This is a genomic window from Hydrogenophaga borbori (genome assembly GCF_003417535.1).
GTDB lineage: Bacteria > Pseudomonadota > Gammaproteobacteria > Burkholderiales > Burkholderiaceae_C > Hydrogenophaga > Hydrogenophaga borbori.
The window spans coordinates 369915-386388 of the sequence record NZ_QVLS01000001.1; the positions used below are offsets into that span (position 1 = coordinate 369915).

The following is a 16474-nucleotide window of genomic DNA, read 5'->3' on the forward strand; positions in this document are numbered from 1 at the left end:
CCAGAGCCCCAACCACTGAGTCACCGAGGTTCAGATGTCCGGACAAACCCCTCTGCCCAGCACCCCCGTGGAACTCCCGCTGCTGCCCCTGCGCGACGTGGTGGTGTTCCCCCACATGGTGATCCCGCTGTTCGTCGGCCGACCCAAGAGCATCAAAGCCCTGGAAGCGGCGATGGAGGCCGAGCGCCGCATCATGCTGGTGGCCCAGAAGGCCGCGGCCAAGGACGAGCCCTCGCCCGAGGACATGTTCGAGATGGGCTGCGTCGCCACCATCCTGCAGATGCTCAAGCTGCCCGACGGCACCGTGAAGGTGCTGGTGGAGGGCGTGCAGCGCGCCAAGGTGCTGTCCATCAACGACGGCGAGACGCACTTCATGGCCAACGTGTCGCCCATCGACCCGGCGAACGAGCGCGCCGAGGCGGCGGCCAACGAACTGGAGGCGCTGCGCCGCGCGGTGATGCAGCAGTTCGACCAGTACGTCAAGCTGAACAAGAAGATCCCGTCGGAAATCCTCACGTCCATTTCCAGCATCGATGACCCCGGCCGCCTGGCCGACACCATCGCGGCCCACCTGCCGCTCAAGCTGGAGTCCAAGCAGGTGGTGCTGGATCTGGATCCGGTCATCAAGCGCCTGGAGAACCTGTTCGAGCAACTCGAGCGCGAGGTCGACATCCTCAACGTCGACAAGAAGATCCGCGGGCGCGTCAAGCGCCAGATGGAGAAGAACCAGCGCGACTTCTACCTCAACGAGCAGGTCAAGGCGATCCAGAAGGAACTCGGCGAAGGCGAAGAGGGCGCCGACATCGAGGAGATCGAGAAGAAGATCAAGGCCGCCCGCATGCCCGCCGAGGCACGCAAGAAGGCCGAGGGCGAGCTGAAGAAGCTCAAGCTCATGTCGCCCATGTCGGCCGAGGCCACCGTGGTGCGCAACTACATCGACGTGCTGGTCGGCCTGCCCTGGAGCAAGAAGACCAAGATCAGGCACGACCTGGCGCACGCCGAGGCCGTGCTCAACGAAGACCACTACGGCCTGGAGCGGGTGAAGGACCGCATCCTCGAGTACCTCGCGGTGCAGCAGCGCGTCGACAAGGTCAAGGCGCCCATCCTGTGCCTCGTGGGCCCGCCGGGCGTGGGCAAGACCTCGCTGGGGCAGTCGGTGGCCAAGGCCACCGGCCGCAAGTACGTGCGCATGGCCCTGGGTGGCATGCGCGACGAGGCCGAGATCCGAGGCCACCGCCGCACCTACATCGGCGCCATGCCGGGCAAGGTGCTGCAAAGCCTCACCAAGGTCGGCACGCGCAACCCGCTGTTCCTGCTCGACGAGATCGACAAGCTCGGCACCGACTTCCGTGGCGACCCGTCCAGCGCGCTGCTGGAGGTCCTCGACCCCGAGCAGAACCACACCTTCGGCGACCACTACGTCGAGGTCGACTACGACCTGTCCGACGTGATGTTCGTGGCGACCTCCAACTCGATGAACATCCCGCCGGCGCTGCTGGACCGCATGGAGGTCATCCGCCTCTCGGGCTACACCGAGGACGAGAAGACCAACATCGCCATGCGTTATCTGCTGCCCAAGCAGATCAAGAACAACGGCATCAAGGACGGCGAGGTCGAGGTGCGCGAGGACGCGGTGCGCGACATCGTTCGCTACTACACCCGCGAGGCCGGCGTGCGTTCGCTGGAGCGCGAGCTCTCCAAGATCTGCCGCAAGGTGGTCAAGGGCCTCCTGCTCAAGAAGTTCACGCCCACGGTGATGGTCACGGCCGATAACCTCAGTGAGTTCCTGGGCGTGCGCAAGTACACCTACGGCCGCGCCGAGCAGCAGAACCAGGTCGGCCAGGTCGTGGGTCTGGCCTGGACGGAAGTTGGTGGCGATCTGCTCACCATCGAAGTGGCCATCATGCCCGGCAAGGGCGCCACCACGCGCACCGGCTCGCTGGGCGACGTGATGAAGGAGTCCGTGGAGGCCGCGCGCACCGTGGTGCGCAGCCGCGCCCGCGTGCTGGGCATCAAGGATGAGATGTTCGACAAGCGCGACATCCACATCCACGTGCCCGACGGCGCCACGCCCAAGGACGGCCCGAGCGCGGGTGCGGCGATGACCACCGCGCTGGTGTCGGCGCTCACCGGCATTCCTGTGCGCGCCGACGTGGCGATGACGGGCGAGATCACGCTGCGCGGCGAGGTCACGGCCATCGGCGGCCTGAAGGAAAAGCTGCTGGCCGCGCTGCGTGGCGGCATCAAGACCGTGGTGATTCCGGAAGAGAACGTGAAGGACCTCGCCGAGATTCCCGACAACGTGAAGGAAGGCCTGAAGATCGTTCCGGTGAAATGGATCGACAAGGTGCTGTCCATCGCGTTGGAACGCCAGCCCGTGCCGCTGACGGACGAAGAAGTCGCGGCCCAACTCGCGGCGGCCTCGGTGCGCGCGGCCACGGGCGAAACCGACGCGGTGAAACACTGAAAAAAATCGAGGCCCCTTGAAGGGACCTCGATTTTTGCGCTATACTTCTAGCTTCTGCAGAACGCAAGAACTGCTAGAAAATGCGGGAATAGCTCAGTTGGTAGAGCGCAACCTTGCCAAGGTTGAGGTCGCGAGTTCGAACCTCGTTTCCCGCTCCAGATTCGCAAAAAGGGAAGCTCGGCTTCCCTTTTTTATCGGGCCCGCTCCGGCGCGTTAGCAAAGCGGTTATGCAACGGATTGCAAATCCGTCTAGGGCGGTTCGACTCCGCCACGCGCCTCCAAAAATCCTTATAAATCAATAAGTTACAGGGCCTTCATGGCCCTTTCTTTTTGCTTTTTGGGGTGTTTTGGACGCTTTGCCACCCCGATTTGAGTAGCACGCGACCCATAGACGGACTGGTTTGGTCGTCTAGCTGAGTGACTCGGCTAGACGGACTACCAGTCCGTGCGGGCCGCTTTGCCACCGGCGAGGGAAGCGCAAGCGGTAGCTTCAATGACGTTCTCAGAATGACGTTATGGTTGGGTGTCCGTGTCCGATGCCATGCCTTGCGTCTGATCGAGTTGTTGCAGGATGGTGTCTACTCGCTGTGTCCACTCAGCTCGACTGGAGTTCACCAGTCCTTTCGCGTTCGTCATATGACGCAGGATCGTCATGGCGGCCTCGACTAACGCTGGCGTCGGGATCACCAACTCGCATGCCACTTGGTGCACTTCTGTGGGCGGAGTCGTATTCGCATCGAGTTCGACTGCCTTGTGGAACACCACTCGCGACATGGGAAAACCAACTGCGAGCTGAGAGATGCCCTCTGCAAAGATCGCGGGGGTGGAGGCGGTCCGCACTATCTTCACTGGTCTTTGGGGATTGCTCGGCGCGGCTGCCTGTGTTGTCTCGCCTATCTTTGTCTTCGTACTCATAAGTCTTTCTCGATGTGAGCAACGCACTCAGGTGTCTTGGTGCGTGTGATGAAGCCGCTGTTGTCTACGAACTCGTTGTCGAGTGAGATTCCAGCAAAGGGGCGGCTTCCCTCGCTAAGCGTGGCGTTGAAGTGCAGTGTCGCCGCTGGACGGAATATCGATTCCCAATGCGAGGAAGTCACTTCCAATGTCTCGGGGACGGGGTGCGCAGATGCAAACTCGACCACTAGATGCGAAGGGAGGTTCTCGCTGAAAAACGAAACACTCGAAGACTCCTCGTCGAAGCGGGGAACCAAGCGGTGCTCAGCGGATGGCCTGTACGTCTTCTGCAGCATGGTCACAAGCGACTCGAAGCAGACGCTAAGGCCAGTGTCAAAAGCATGACTGAGATCGAACAGGGTGTTGAGCGACAGGCGCCCATAGCTAGGATCTTCAAGTCTCGAGACAACTGCTTGCGACGTGTTCAGTTGATCGGCCAGTTCTTTTTGGGACCAACCTCGTTGCACACGTAGTGCTCTGATCTGGTGAGCCACTGCGGTAGTGACCTCCGCTCGGACATAGGCATCGCGTGCGGCGCGACTAGTCTTCATTCGAAGGAAAGTCTTCTCCAAGGACTTGGAGAGATACTGTTGATGCGCTTCCGTCTTTAACTTGCGCAATCCTTTTGTGCGCAGACTTGAACGCACCTGCGGGAGAGTAGACCCGCCCTTTGTGATAGCAGATAAGGACGATGACGAAGCTCTCTCCACCTTCCGCAAAGTAGCCAAGGGCGCGGGTTGCGCGGTTGTTCGCCTTGTAGCGGATTTCATATATCGGATCCTCGTTCACAAGCTTCTTGGCTTGTGGTGACTGCCATTGCTCTCGTTCGGTTACTGCCAGATGAGCTACAGCCCTCGAAAACGCCTCGCGAGCGTAGTCGTCGTAGCTGTTGACCTCAGCCTGGACATCGTTGCGGCCACTGGGGGACACGTACACATCGAACCGCCAAAGCAGCATATCAAATTTGCGATGACCAGATTGTAGGAGTGGATACGTGGCGTCAGCTATGAGCCATGTGGTCTACGAAGCGTGTGCGCTGATGCTCGTTGCCGTGCATCAACTCTATGAAGGCTCATTGCGTCGCCAAATATATCTGTCAGCCATCTCCGATCTGCGTGTTTTGCATTATGGAATGCGGGTAGCGCAACGAGTAGCGGACAAAATTGTCCGGAAAATTCGTTTTCTGACAACAACTTAGCTGGGATGTGTTGGATTGCAAATCCGTCTAGGGCGGTTCGACTCCGCCACGCGCCTCCAGACGATTCGATGAAAAAAGCACCTGTGCAGGTTTCTGCCAGGTGCTTTTTTGTTGGCGCTGTCACCGCCGCAGATGGGTAACAGCGCCTTTGTGTTGGCTCTGCCGTGCGCCGTGGACTGAGTGGCCTTACAGGGCCTTACAGGGCCTTACAGGGCCTTAGGGGGCCTTAGGCCGGCGCCGCGGCAGCCAGCGCGCGCTCCCAGTGCAGGCGGCCCATGGGAACCGCTTGGCGAACGAATGCGCCCGTGAGGGCGCGCTGCCGTGCGGCCGCGGCGTCCGGCAGCCTGTGGGCCGCGCTGGCCATGCGGCCCACCGCCCAGGCCAGCAGGGTGTGGGCCATGCCATGCAACAGATCGTCGGCACTGTCCAGCAGCCGCGCGCTGTCTTGCCTGGCGTGTTCCAGCCAGTCCCGAAGGTGCGTGCGCGACGCATCGACGAAGTCGCGCAGCGGATCGCCGCTGGCCAGCTCGGCGCTCAGGGCGTCGAGCAGTTCGAAGGCGGTGGTGCCGCCATCGGCCAGCAGCTTGCGCTGCGCGAGGTCGATCGCCTGGATCTCGTTGGTGCCCTCGTAGATCATGGCAATGCGCGCATCGCGCACGGTTTGTTCGATGCCGTATTCGTGCACGTAGCCGTAGCCGCCCCACACGCCCAGCGCGGCGGCCGGACCATGGAAGCCTTGGTGCGTACAGAAGGCCTTGACGATGGGGGTGAGCAGGGCCGCGAAGCGCTTCTCGCGCTCGCGCACGGCACCGTCGCCGTGGTGTTCGGCCAGGTCCAGGGCCAGCGCGGCGCGGTAGGCGAGCACGCGCTGGGACTGCGCCATCACCTCCAGGCGGTCGAGCAGCAGGCGAACCGCCGGGTGCTCGGCGATGGCGCGTCCCATCTGCACCCGTTCCGCGGCGTAGCGGCGCGCGTTCTGGGCGGCCATTTCCTGGTGCCCCAGGCCTTGCAGGCCCACGTGCAGGCGCGCCGAATTCATCATCAGGAACATCGCGGCCAGACCGCGGTGCGGTTCGCCGATGAGCCAGCCGGTGGCGCCTTCGTAGCGCATGGCGCAGGTGGCGCTGGCCTTGATGCCCATCTTCTTTTCCACGCCGTCGCAGAACAGCGTGTTGCGCGAACCGTCGGGCAGCACCTTGGGCACCAGGGCGAGCGACAGGCCCTTGGTGCCCGCCGGCGCATCGGGCAGGCGGCACAGCACCAGGTGCACGATGTTGTCGGTGAGGTCGTGTTCGCCGCCGCTGATGAAGATCTTGTTGCCGCTGATGCGCAGGCTGCCGTCGGCTTGCGGTTCGGCGCGCGTGCGCAGCAGGCCCAGGTCGCTGCCGGCCTGGGGCTCGGTGAGCGCCATGGCCGCGAGCCATTCGCCGCTGACGATCCTGGGCAGGTAACGGGCCTTCAAGGCCTCGCTGGCGTGGGCCTTGATCGTCTCGTAGGCGCCGTGCAGCAGGTCCGGGTACATGTTCCAGCCGTGGTTGCAGGCGTCGAGCATCTCGCGCAGCGCGGCGTCCAGCAGCAGCGGCAGGCCCTGGCCGCCCCATTCGGGCGTGCAGGGCAGGGCCGGCCAGCCGCCCGCCACGAAGGCCTGGTAGGCCGCGGGAAACCCTTGGGGCGTGCGCACGCGGCCCTCGGTGTCGCGCACGCAGCCTTCGACGTCGCCGACGGCGTTGAGCGGCTGCAGCACCTCGCTCGCGAAGCGCGCAGCCTCCTGCAGCACGGCGTCGGCGGTGTCGAGGTCGAGGTCGGCGAAGGCCGCGCAGGCCTTCCAGTGGGTGGGCGCGTCGAGCACGTGCTCAAGCACGAAGCGCATGTGGTCCAGGGGGGCTTCGTAGGTCCAGCTCATTCGCAAACTCCGGGGGGCGCGCCACGGCCGGTGCCCTCGGGGGGGCGGCCGGGCGGGGGTTACTGCTTCTTCGCGCCGAGGTAGGTGTCGATGACGCGCGGGTCCACCGCGAGCTGCGCGGCCGGGCCCGCGAGCACCACGTCGCCGGTTTCCAGCACGTGGCCTTCGTCGGCCACGTTCAGGGCCGCGCGCGCGTTCTGCTCGACCAGCAGGATGCTCACGCCGCGCTCGCGCAGCGTCTCGATGATGCGGAAGATGTCGCGCACGATCAGGGGTGCCAGGCCCAGGCTGGGCTCGTCGAGCATCAGCAGCTTGGGCTGGCCCATGAGCGCGCGGCCGATGGCCAGCATCTGGCGCTCCCCCCCCGACAGCGTGCCGGCCGCCTGTGCGCGGCGTTCCTTCATGCGCGGGAACAGCTCGTAGACCTGCTCCAGGCCATCGCGCCAGCGCGGCAGGCGCTGCTTCATCGGGCGCCAGCCGCCGAGCACGAGGTTGTCTTCCACGCTCATGGTGCCGAACAGCTCGCGCCGCTCGGGCACCAGGGCCAGGCCGGCCATCACGCGTTCTTCCAGCGTCAGGCGCGTGATGTCCTGGCCCGCGAAGCGCACCGCGCCGCGCAGCGGCAGCAGGCCCATCAGGGCGCCCAACAGCGTGGACTTGCCGGCGCCGTTGGGCCCGATCACCGTGACCACCTGGCCCGCGCGCACCGGCAGGTGGATGCCGTGCAGCACCTCGGCCTTGCCGTAGCCCGCGTGCAGGTCTTTCACTTCAAGCAGCAGCTGCGCCATGTCAATGCTCCGTTCCGAGGTAGGCCGCGCGCACCTTTTCGCTGGCCTGGATCTCGGCCGGCGTGCCTTCCAGCAGCGGCGTGCCGAATTCCATCACCAGGATGCGGTCGGTCAGGTTCATCACGAAGTCCATGTCGTGCTCCACCAGCAGCAGGCTCAGGCCCTCGGCCTTGAGCTGGCGCAGCACCTCGGCCAGGGCCTGTTTCTCGCGGTGGCGCAGGCCGGCGGCGGGCTCGTCGAGCAGCAGCAGGGCGGGGTCGCTGGCCAGGGCTCGCGCGATCTCCACCAGCCGCTGGGGGCCCAGGGCGAGGTTGCCGGCGAGTTCGTGCAGGTGGTCGCCCAGGCCCACGCGGCGCAGCTGGCGCTCGGCCTCGGCGAGGGCGCGCGCTTCCTCGGCGCGGTCGGTGCGCAGCATGGCGGCCAGGGTGCCGCTGCCCGTGCGCAGATAGGTGCCCAGGGCCACGTTCTCCAGCACGGTCATGTCGGGCACCAGCTTGACGTGCTGGAAGGTGCGCGACAGGCCGCGGCGCGCGATCTCGCGCGCACCCTTGCCGTCCACGCGTTCGCCGCGCAGCCAGACCTCGCCGCTGGTGAGCGGCAGCACGCCCGAGACCAGGTTGAAGGTGGTGGACTTGCCCGCGCCGTTCGGGCCGATGAGGCCGAAGATTTCGCCGGCACGCAGTGTGAAGCCGACGCCGTTGACGGCGACCAGGCCGCCGAAGGTGCGGCGCGCGTCCTTCACCTCAAGCAGCACGCTGCCGGCGGTGGGCTTGTCGCGCGCGGGCAGCGGCTCGGGTGCGTCCGCCGGAATGGCGCGGCGCCGCCGCGCCGGCAGCAGGCGCTCGATCGACGGCCACAGGCCGTTGGGCGCGAACTTGAGCACCAGCACCAGCACCACGCCGAAGACGATGATCTCGTAGCTGCCCGAGGTACCGAGCAGCGCCGGCAGCCAGGTCTGCAGCTGGTCTTCGGCCAGCTTGACCAGGGCCGCGCCCGTGAAGGCGCCCCACACATGGCCCACGCCACCGAGCACGGCCATGAAGAGGTACTCGATGCCGAACTTGATGCCGAAGGGCGAGGGGTTGACGCTGCGCTGCATGTGCGCGAACAGCCAGCCGGAGATCGAGGCCAGGATGGCGGCGATCACGAACATCAGCAGCTTGTGGCGGAAGGTGGAGGCGCCCATGGCCTCGGGCATGGTCTTGCCGCCGCCGCGGTGCACGTCGAGCGCGCGCATGATGCGACCGGGGCGCGAGTCGAGCAGTCGGGTGATGGCGATGGCCGCGGCGATGGCCACGAGCCAGATCAGGAGGTAGATGCGCCGCTCTTCCTGCAGGCTGATGCCGAAGAACTGGATGGCGGGCACGCCCAGCAGGCCGTCGTATTTGCCCAGGGCGTCGAGGTTGCCCATGGTGTAGAACAGGGCCAGGCTCCAGCAGATGGTGGCCAGCGGCAGGTAGTGGCCCGACATGCGCAGCGTGACCCAACCCAGCACCAGGGCCACGGCCACGGTGACGGCCAGGCCCGCGAGCAGGCCGAGCCAGGGCGACAGGCCCAGCTTCACGCTGAGGTAGGCGCTGGCGTAGGCCCCCAGGCCGGCGAAGGCCGCCTGGCCGAAGGAGGTGAGGCCGCCGATGCCGGTGAGCAGCACCAGGCCGAGCGCGACGAGCCCGAACAGGCCCACGTAGTTGAGCTTGGTGATCCAGTAGTCGGGCACCGGCAGGAAAGGCACGGCGACCATGATCACGGTGAAGGCCAGCAGGCCGTAGCGACGGATGTCCATCTCAATGCTCCTCGTCATGCGGGTCGACGAAGGAGCGCCACAGCAGCACCGGCAGGATGGCGGTGAACACGATCACTTCCTTGAATGCACTGGCCCAGAAGGAGCCGAAGGCCTCGACCAGGCCCACGCCGAGCGCGCCCGCGAGCGCGAGCGGGAAGCTCGTGAGACCGGCGAAGACGGCGGCCACGAAGCCCTTGAGGCCGATGAGGAAGCCGCTGTCGAAGAACACGGTGGTGGTGGGGCCGATGAGCAGTCCCGAAAGCGCGCCGATGAAGGCCGCCAGCGTGAAGCTCAGCGAGCCGGCGGCGTCGGTGGAGATGCCCATGAGCCGCGCGCCCGTTTGGTTGACGGAGGTGGCGCGCAGCGCCTTGCCGGTGAGCGTGCGATCGAACAGCACGAACAGCGCGACGATGAGCGCGACCGAGGCGCCGAGAATGATGATGGCCTGCCCGCTGAGCGTGACCGGTCCGAGGCTCAGGCGCTCGTCCCAGAACGGCGGGTTGCGGAAGCCTTCGGCACCGAAGAACACCAGGCCCAGACCGGTGAGCGCGAAGTGCACTCCGACCGAGACGATGAGCAGCACCAGCACGCTGGCGCTGGCCAGCGAGCGGTAGGCCAGTCGGTACACCAGCGGGCCCATGGGCGTGACCAGGGCCAGCGTGAGCAGGGCCTGCACGATCATGGGGGGCTGTTTCGGCACCAGCCAGGCGGTGAGGGCGCAGGCCACCAGTGGCAGCGCCGCGCTGCGCAGGGCCAGGCGCGCCCAGCGCGCCAGCGGCCAGGCCTCGCGCCAGGCGCGCACGGCGTCCAGCACGAGCACCAGCGCCACCATGAGCAGCAGCAGCCAGACCGTGCCGGGCAGGGCGCCGGTCTGGAACAGCGCCATGGTCAGCGCCGCGAAGGCGACGAACTCGCCCTGCGGAATGAAGACGATGCGGGTGACCGCGAACACCAGGACGAGGGCGATCGCCACCAGCGCGTAGATCGCACCGTTGATGACGCCGTCGACGCCGAGGATCGCAGCAATGCTCAGGTCCATGGGTTGCGGTCTCCCGTCATGTTCATCTCTTGTCTTTAAACGCCCGCCGGCTGCGCGTGTGAGCACGCAACCCAGGGTGCCGCGGAACCGGCTTGGCCGGGCCGCAGGCACCGCCCCTTGAAGGGTCGCGCGAAGCGCGGCGGGGTGGACCTTATTGTTCGAGTTTCCAATCGCCGTTGACGACCTTCATCACCACGCCCGATCCGGTCTTGAAGCCCCAGTGGTCGGTGGCGGTGAAGTCGATGATGCCGTGCGTGACGGGCATGGCGGGCGCGTCTTCCAGCGCGGCCTTGAGCGCGGCGCGGAACTCGGGCGTGCCCGGCTTGCCCTTCTTGGCCGCCACGGGCACCAGCTTGTCCAGCAGCAGGTAGGCGTCGTACGAGTGCGCGCCGAACTGGTTGCGGGTGCCGGCGCCGTAGATCTTTTCGTACTCGGCGTTGAACTTCACGCCCAGCGCCTTGCTGGGGTGGCTGTCAGGGAGCTGTTCGGCCACCACCACCGGGCCGGTGGTGACGAAGGTGCCTTCGACGGCCTTGCCGCCGACGCGCATGAGGTCGCGCGTGGCGGCCGCGTGCGTCTGGTAGAACTTGCCCTTGTAGCCGCGCTCGATCAGGCCCAGCTGCGGCATGGCGGCGCCGCTGCCCGAGGCCACGACCACCATGGCGTCGGGGTTGGCCGAGGCGAGCTTGAGCGCCTGACCGGTCACGGTGGTGTCGGAGCGCGCGAAGCGCTCGACGCCGGAGAGCTTGATGCCGGCCTTCTCCAGCAGCGGCGTCAGGGCCTGCAGCCATTGCTCGCCGTAGGCGTCGGTGTAGCCCAGGAAGCCCACGCTCTTGACGCCTTGCTTCTTCATGTGCTCGACCATGGCCTCGGCCATCACGCCGTTGCTCTGCGGCATGCGGAAGCTCCAGGCGTCCTTGCCGGGCGGCAGGCCGATGGGCGAGAGCGCCAGGTGCGGCGTGCCCGATTCGGTGGCCACGTCGGCCATGGGGATGGCCACCGGCGTGGCACCGGAACCCACGATCACGTCCACCTTGTCCTGGTTGACGAAGCGGCGCGCGTTCTGCACGCCCTTGGTGGGGTCGGTGGCGTCGTCCAGGATGATGACGTTGACCTTCTCGCCGCCGACGGTGGCCGGCCACATCTTCACGCCGTTGGCCATGGGAATGCCCAGGCCCGAGGCCGGTCCGGTGAGCGGCACGCTCACGCCGACGGTGAGGTCGGCCCAGGCGGCGCTGGCCAGGGTGGCGGCCACGGCCGTGGCCAGGGTGGTCTTCAGCAGTTGTTTCATGCGTTGTCTCCGTTGGTGTTGCGTGTGCTCGTGGCCCGCACCCGCGAGGGCTTGAAAGGGGTTCAGGTGGCCGAGGGGTTCTCGATCAGCAGGGCGATGCCCTGGCCGCCGCCGATGCAGGCCGAGGCCACGCCCCAGCGCGCGCCGATGTCGCGCAGCTGGCGCGCGCAGGTGATGGTGAGGCGCACGCCGGTGGCCGCCAGCGGGTGGCCCAGCGCGATGGCGCCGCCGTGTACGTTGAGTTTGTCCTCGTCGAGGCCGAGCTCGCGCGACACCGCCACGGTCTGCGCGCCCTGCGCCTCGTTGATCTCGAAGCGCGCCACGTCGTTGAGCGACAGACCCGCGCGCTCCAGCAGCAGGCGGATGGCGGGCGCGGGACCGATGCCCATGATCTCGGGCGGCACGCCCACCACGGCGGCGGCGGCCAAGCGCGCCAGCGCGGGCTTGCCATGGGCTTTCAGGCCCGCGCCGTTGGTGACCACGGCGGCCGCGGCCGCGTCGGTCAGGGCCGAGCTGTTGCCGCCGGTCTGCACGCCGTCCTTGAACACGGTGCGCAGCTTGGCCAGCACCTCGGGCGGGGTGGGGCGCGGGTGCGTGTCGCGGTCGGCGACGCTGGCCTTGCCCGAGAGGCGGATGCCGCGCGGGCGGTAGCCCTCGCGCTCGAAGCTCTCATGGCCCACGGGCACGATCTCGCCGTCGAACCAGCCGGCGGCCTGCGCGGCCACGGCGCGCTCGAAGGAGCGCGAGGCGAAGGCGTCCACCGCCTCGCGGGTGATGCCGTAGCGCTGCGCCAGGTTCTCGGCCGTGCGGATCATGCTGATGTCGGCCGCCGGGTCGGTGAGGGCCTCCCACATGTAGTCCTTGAAACCGATGGGCGCGCCCAGGCGGAAACCGCCGCGGTGGTCGAAGGCGGCGATGGGGTTGCGCGTCATCGACTCGGTGCCCACCAGCAGCACGTTCTGCGCGATGCCGGCGCCGATCTGCTCACCGGCCTGGCGAAACAGCTCGAAACCGGTGCCGCAGATGCGCTGCGCCATGAGCGCGGGCACCTCCACCGGCACGCCGGCGTACAGGCCGATGTGGCGCGGCACGTAGAACTGGTCGAAGCCGCCCGGTGCCATGTTGCCCGCGAGCACGGAGTCGATGGACTCGGGCGACACGCCGGTGCGCCTGAGCACCTCGCGCGCGACCTTGATGCCCAGGTCGATGGGGTTGGCGTCGGCGAAGGCGCCCTGGTAGTCCACCATGGGCGTGCGCACGCCATCGAGGATGTAGACGTCGTTGAAAAGCTGGCTCTGTCCGCGGCTCATCGGGAAACTTTCGAGGAAGGGGCTGGGCGAATGACGCCCGGGGCATCGGCGTACAGGGCCGCCACGCGCTCGGCGCGGCGCTGCAACACCGCGCGCTGGTTGAGGTAGCCCTTGTCGGTGATCTCGCCGGCGTCGGCGTTGGGCGGCTCGTCGAGCACCGCGGCGCGCGCGGGCGATTGCGAGGAGCCGCCGCCTTCGGCGCGCAGCGCCGCCAGGCCCTGGGCGATGTGCCCGTGCAGCGTCTCGCGCGGCAACTGCATCGCGGCGGCGGTGGGGAACACCAGGACGCCGATCTCGTCGCGGTCGTGGCCGGTGATGACCACGTCCTGCGCGTGCGGCGCCAGGGCCGAGACCACGCGCAGGCGCAGCGTGCCCACCGAGACCCAGGTGCCGGTGGTGAGCTTGAAGTCCTCGGCCACGCGGCCATTGAAGACCACGCCCTGTTCGGGACGCTGGGCGTCGGCCAGGAAACCGGCGTCGCCGATGCGGTAGTAGCCCTCTTCGTCGAAGGCCTGGGCGCTCAGCTCGGGCGCGTGGCGGTAGCCGGGGAAGATGTTCACGCCGTGGATGCGCAGTTCCAGCTTCTCGCCGTTGGGCACGAATTTGAGCGACACGCCGGGCAGCACGCCGCCGATGACGCCCGCGCGCTCCATGCGCCAGTGCGCGCTGGTCACCGCCGGCGCGGTCTCGGTGGAGCCCCAGGAGGTGGTGAGCCAGATCTCGCGGCCCAGCACGCGCTTCGCCAGGGCCTGCAGCCGTTCCCAGCTGGCTTGCGGCAGCGCGGCGCCGGCGTAGAAGACCACGCGCAGGCGTTCCAGCACGCGCCGCGCCAGCGCCTCGTCGGCCTCCAGCAGGGGCATGGCCATGTCGAAGCCGCGCGGCACGTTGAACCAGATGGTGGGCTGCACCTCGGCCAGGTTGGCCACGGTCTTGTCCACCAGGCCGGGCGCGGGCCGGCCCTCGTCGATGACCAGGGTGCCGCCGTGGCACATCACCATGTGCAGGTTGTGGTTGCCGCCGAAGGTGTGGCTCCAGGGCAGCCAGTCCACCAGCACGGGTTTCTCGCGCTCCAGGAAGCGCCAGGCCTGCGCAATCATGCGCTGGTTGGCGCACAGCATGCGGTGGGTGTTGATGACCACCTTGGGCGTGCCGGTGGAGCCCGAGGTCAGCAGGTACTTGGCCGTGGTGTCGGGCGTGATGGCCTCGAAGGCCGCGCGCACCGCGGGCGTTTCGGGCGTGGTCAGCAGGCGCTCGAAGGCGATGGCGCCGGGCAGGGCGTCGGCGCCATGGCTCAGCACCACGGGCACGTCCAGGCCGCTGCTGGCGATGGCCGGGCCATAGACCGCGGCATCCGAGGCATAGACCAGGGCCGGCTGCAGCGTGCGCAGGATGCCGTGCACCTTGTCGTGGTCCTTGGTGAGGCGGCAGTAGGCGCTGGAGACGGTGCAGCTGGCGCGGCCGATGTGCTGCGTGGCCAGCACCAGCAGCAGGTGGTCGATGGCGTTGTCCGACAGCACCACCACGGGCGCGTCGGGGGCCAGGTCCATGTCCAGCAGGGCCTGGGCCACGCGGCCCACCTGGGCGCGCAGTTCGGCCCAGCTCAGGCGGCGCCAGCCGGTGGGGGTGCGTTCGGCCAGCGCGGGCGCGTCGGGCGTGCGCGCGGCCCAGTCTTCCAGCCATTCGCCGATGCAGCGCGCGTAGTCCCCCAGGGGTTCGGGCGAGCGCAGGACGAAGCTGCCGTCGGCCCGGTGCTCCACCGTGGCGGCGGGTGGGGCCAGCCACGCCGGGTCGTTCAGCCAGTCGAGAGGATTGTTCATGTCTCCATACAGATATGTATGTTTCATAACGAATCCTAGCGAGGGTTTCTACTGGGTCGGTACAGGGTTTATCCCTATCTCCATACATTTCTGTATGGAAGATTCCCGGGGCGTCCCCGATAGAATTTCCGCGTGAGTTCCGGTGCCGCTTCTTCCGCCAGCCCCGCGCGCAAGTCCCGTGGGGCGAGCGAGGCCGCGCGCGCCCCGCTCACGCCCGACACCTGGATCGAGGCCGCCACCGGGGTGCTGGTGGACCAGGGCATCGACCACGTGCGGGTGGACCTGCTGGCGCAGCACCTGGGCGTCACGCGCGGCAGCTTCTACTGGCATTTCAAAGACCGTGAGGACCTGCTGCGCCGTGTGCTGCAGGCCTGGCGCGAAACGGCCACCGAGAACCTCACGGTGCGCCTGGAGTCGGCGAACGAAGACCCGATGGAGCAGTTGCGCGGTGTGCTGTCGCTGCCGTTCCGGGGCCGGGCGGCGGCGCGTGCCGCGCGCATCGAGCTGGCAATCCGCGCCTGGGCCCGGCGCGACCAGATGGCGCGCTTCGCGGTCGACGAGGCGGATTCGAGCCGCATCGGCTACATCGCACAGCTGTTCTCGGCCCTGGGTTTTCCTGTGGTGGAGGCGCGCTCGCGGGCCTTCCTGCTGTACAGCTACGTGGTGTCGGAGTCGCTGATGCCTTCGCTGAGCACCCCGGCGCAGAAAGACGACCGGCGCCGCTTCGCCGAACGCCTGTTCACGCAGAAGCTGGGCGCAGCGGGCTGATGTCCGCCGGCCAGCAGGCCCGCGCCTCGGCCCCGGCGGTTGCCGGCCTAGCGCCGGAACAGCCGGTGCACCTGCTCCCGTATCCACATCTGCGCCGGGTCGTTGGCCGTGCTGCTGTGCCACACCAGGCGCACTTCGTAGTCGGGCGAGCTGTCGTGCGGCAACTCCCACACGCGCATGTCGTGGCGCCGGCTCAGGTTGTCGGCGTACATCTGCGGCACGATGGTGAGCAGATCGGTGCTGAGCGCCAGATCGGGCAGGGCGCCGAAGTGGCGCGCGCGCAGCACGATGCGGTCCGACAGGTTCAGTCGCACCAGCATCTTCTCCACGCTGCCATGGAAGGTGGCCGTGGGCGAGGCCACCACCAGCGGGGCGCTGGCCAGCTGTTCGGGCGTGAGCCGCCCGCTGGCGCGACCCGCGGACGGGCGCCAGCCGCCGGAGCTCATGGCCACGTAGTGTTCGCGAAACAGCAGGTCGGCGCGGATGCCGCGGTGGCGCGGGTTCAGGATACCGATGGCGAAGTCGATCTCGCGTGCCTCCAGCGCGCCGGCCAGGTCTTCGGCGGCCACGGCGACGTTGGACAGTCGGGCGCGCGGCGCCTGCTCGCGCAGCGCGGCGGCCAGCGGAGGCATGAACATCATCTCGCCCAGGTCGGACAAGGAGGTCTTCCAGTGCACCTCGCTGCGCGCCGGGTCGAAGGCCTCGTGCACGCTCATGGTCGATTCGAGGCGCTGGAGCAGTTCGGTGACCTCGGGGGCGATGCGCTCGCACACGCGCGTGGGTTTCAGGCCGCCGGGGGTGCGCACGAAGAGCTCGTCGCCGAGGTGGCCGCGCAGGCGGGCGAGGGCGCTGCTGGTGGCGGACTGCGACAGCGACAGCGCCTTGCCCGCCGCCGTGACCGAACCGGTGCGGTGGATGGCGGCGAGCACACGAAGCAGGTTCAGGTCGAGCTGGCGGAAGTTCATGGTCCCGGGTCGGGTGGTTGGGCGGTGCGTGGCCGCGCAACGGCGCACGACCGGGATGATATCCACGGCATGGATAGACACCATCGACAAATTCGGTTGGACAGATGGGGCCCGCGCGCCTACATTCCCGCCCCAACGCCGGATCCCACGGTCCGCCGCCGCGCGCGTGCGCTCCCGTCCGATGCGCGCCC

Annotated in this window: 13 protein-coding genes and 2 tRNA genes; 4 read left to right on the forward strand and 11 right to left on the reverse strand. The window is 67.7% G+C overall.

Annotation, left to right across the window (positions count from 1 at the left end):
• Window positions 1–34 precede the first annotated feature (34 nt).
• The 3 genes from lon (at window position 35) to DY262_RS01770 (ending at window position 2748) form a co-directional block, all read left to right on the forward strand.
• The gene (gene lon / locus DY262_RS01760; RefSeq protein ID WP_116957259.1) at window positions 35–2467 is read left to right on the forward strand and encodes an endopeptidase La; all 2433 of its coding nucleotides are present in this window, start codon (window positions 35–37) and stop codon (window positions 2465–2467) included.
• 82 nt (window positions 2468–2549) lie between these two features.
• A tRNA-Gly gene (locus DY262_RS01765) sits at window positions 2550–2625 on the forward strand.
• A gap of 49 nt (window positions 2626–2674) precedes the next feature.
• Window positions 2675–2748: transfer RNA gene (locus DY262_RS01770), tRNA-Cys, on the forward strand.
• Between the two features lie 232 nt (window positions 2749–2980).
• Here DY262_RS01770 and DY262_RS21525 read toward each other — a convergent pair.
• The 10 genes from DY262_RS21525 to DY262_RS01810 all read right to left on the reverse strand — a co-directional run bounded on the left by DY262_RS21525 (window position 2981) and on the right by DY262_RS01810 (window position 14550).
• Window positions 2981–3382: a hypothetical protein gene (locus tag DY262_RS21525; protein WP_147326155.1), complete on the reverse strand. Its 402-nt coding sequence runs from the start codon at window positions 3380–3382 to the stop codon at window positions 2981–2983.
• Window positions 3379–3972, reverse strand: a complete 594-nt coding sequence (locus DY262_RS01775; protein WP_181936377.1) for a helix-turn-helix domain-containing protein — start codon at window positions 3970–3972, stop codon at window positions 3379–3381. Before DY262_RS01775 ends, DY262_RS21525 begins: the two co-directional genes overlap by 4 nt.
• A complete protein-coding gene (locus DY262_RS21740) occupies window positions 3962–4351 on the reverse strand; it encodes a hypothetical protein (protein ID WP_181936378.1) in 390 nt (129 codons plus the stop codon). The genes DY262_RS01775 and DY262_RS21740 overlap by 11 nt, the downstream gene beginning before the upstream one ends.
• 494 nt (window positions 4352–4845) lie before the next feature.
• The gene (locus tag DY262_RS01780; protein ID WP_116957261.1) at window positions 4846–6522 is read right to left on the reverse strand and encodes an acyl-CoA dehydrogenase family protein; all 1677 of its coding nucleotides are present in this window, start codon (window positions 6520–6522) and stop codon (window positions 4846–4848) included.
• A 59-nt stretch (window positions 6523–6581) separates the two neighbouring features.
• Complete coding sequence (locus DY262_RS01785) at window positions 6582–7310, reverse strand: ABC transporter ATP-binding protein (RefSeq protein ID WP_116957262.1); 729 nt, start codon at window positions 7308–7310, stop codon at window positions 6582–6584.
• Window position 7311: 1 nt separating this feature from the next.
• Window positions 7312–9093, reverse strand: coding sequence for a branched-chain amino acid ABC transporter ATP-binding protein/permease (locus DY262_RS01790; protein WP_116957263.1), 1782 nt, complete (start codon window positions 9091–9093; stop codon window positions 7312–7314).
• Between the two features lies 1 nt (window position 9094).
• Window positions 9095–10132 (reverse strand): branched-chain amino acid ABC transporter permease, encoded by a 1038-nt coding sequence (locus DY262_RS01795; protein WP_116957264.1) that lies wholly within the window; start codon window positions 10130–10132, stop codon window positions 9095–9097.
• 151 nt (window positions 10133–10283) lie between these two features.
• Window positions 10284–11423 (reverse strand): ABC transporter substrate-binding protein, encoded by a 1140-nt coding sequence (locus tag DY262_RS01800; protein WP_116957265.1) that lies wholly within the window; start codon window positions 11421–11423, stop codon window positions 10284–10286.
• A 62-nt stretch (window positions 11424–11485) separates the two neighbouring features.
• Entirely contained in the window at window positions 11486–12733 is a 1248-nt protein-coding gene (locus tag DY262_RS01805; RefSeq protein ID WP_116957266.1) for a thiolase family protein, read from the reverse strand.
• Complete coding sequence (locus DY262_RS01810; RefSeq protein ID WP_116957267.1) at window positions 12730–14550, reverse strand: feruloyl-CoA synthase; 1821 nt, start codon at window positions 14548–14550, stop codon at window positions 12730–12732. Before DY262_RS01810 ends, DY262_RS01805 begins: the two co-directional genes overlap by 4 nt.
• Before the next feature lie 132 nt (window positions 14551–14682).
• Here DY262_RS01810 and DY262_RS01815 point away from each other — a divergent pair, with 132 nt between their 5' ends.
• The gene (locus DY262_RS01815) at window positions 14683–15318 is read left to right on the forward strand and encodes a TetR/AcrR family transcriptional regulator (protein ID WP_116957268.1); all 636 of its coding nucleotides are present in this window, start codon (window positions 14683–14685) and stop codon (window positions 15316–15318) included.
• A gap of 47 nt (window positions 15319–15365) precedes the next feature.
• Here DY262_RS01815 and DY262_RS01820 read toward each other — a convergent pair whose 3' ends face one another.
• Complete coding sequence (locus DY262_RS01820) at window positions 15366–16283, reverse strand: LysR family transcriptional regulator (protein ID WP_116957269.1); 918 nt, start codon at window positions 16281–16283, stop codon at window positions 15366–15368.
• Between the last annotated feature and the right edge of the window lie 191 nt (window positions 16284–16474).

Coding starts and splice junctions, on each gene's coding strand:
- DY262_RS21525 (WP_147326155.1), bottom strand. CDS start 3,382: ATGAGTACGAAGACAAAGATAGGCGAGACAACACAGGCAGCCGCGCCG.
- DY262_RS01775 (WP_181936377.1), bottom strand. CDS start 3,972: ATGAAGACTAGTCGCGCCGCACGCGATGCCTATGTCCGAGCGGAGGTC.
- DY262_RS01780 (WP_116957261.1), bottom strand. CDS start 6,522: ATGAGCTGGACCTACGAAGCCCCCCTGGACCACATGCGCTTCGTGCTT.
- DY262_RS01805 (WP_116957266.1), bottom strand. CDS start 12,733: ATGAGCCGCGGACAGAGCCAGCTTTTCAACGACGTCTACATCCTCGAT.
- DY262_RS01820 (WP_116957269.1), bottom strand. CDS start 16,283: ATGAACTTCCGCCAGCTCGACCTGAACCTGCTTCGTGTGCTCGCCGCC.
- DY262_RS01795 (WP_116957264.1), bottom strand. CDS start 10,132: ATGGACCTGAGCATTGCTGCGATCCTCGGCGTCGACGGCGTCATCAAC.
- DY262_RS01800 (WP_116957265.1), bottom strand. CDS start 11,423: ATGAAACAACTGCTGAAGACCACCCTGGCCACGGCCGTGGCCGCCACC.
- DY262_RS01790 (WP_116957263.1), bottom strand. CDS start 9,093: ATGGACATCCGTCGCTACGGCCTGCTGGCCTTCACCGTGATCATGGTC.
- DY262_RS01785 (WP_116957262.1), bottom strand. CDS start 7,310: ATGGCGCAGCTGCTGCTTGAAGTGAAAGACCTGCACGCGGGCTACGGC.
- lon (WP_116957259.1), top strand. CDS start 35: ATGTCCGGACAAACCCCTCTGCCCAGCACCCCCGTGGAACTCCCGCTG.
- DY262_RS01810 (WP_116957267.1), bottom strand. CDS start 14,550: ATGAACAATCCTCTCGACTGGCTGAACGACCCGGCGTGGCTGGCCCCA.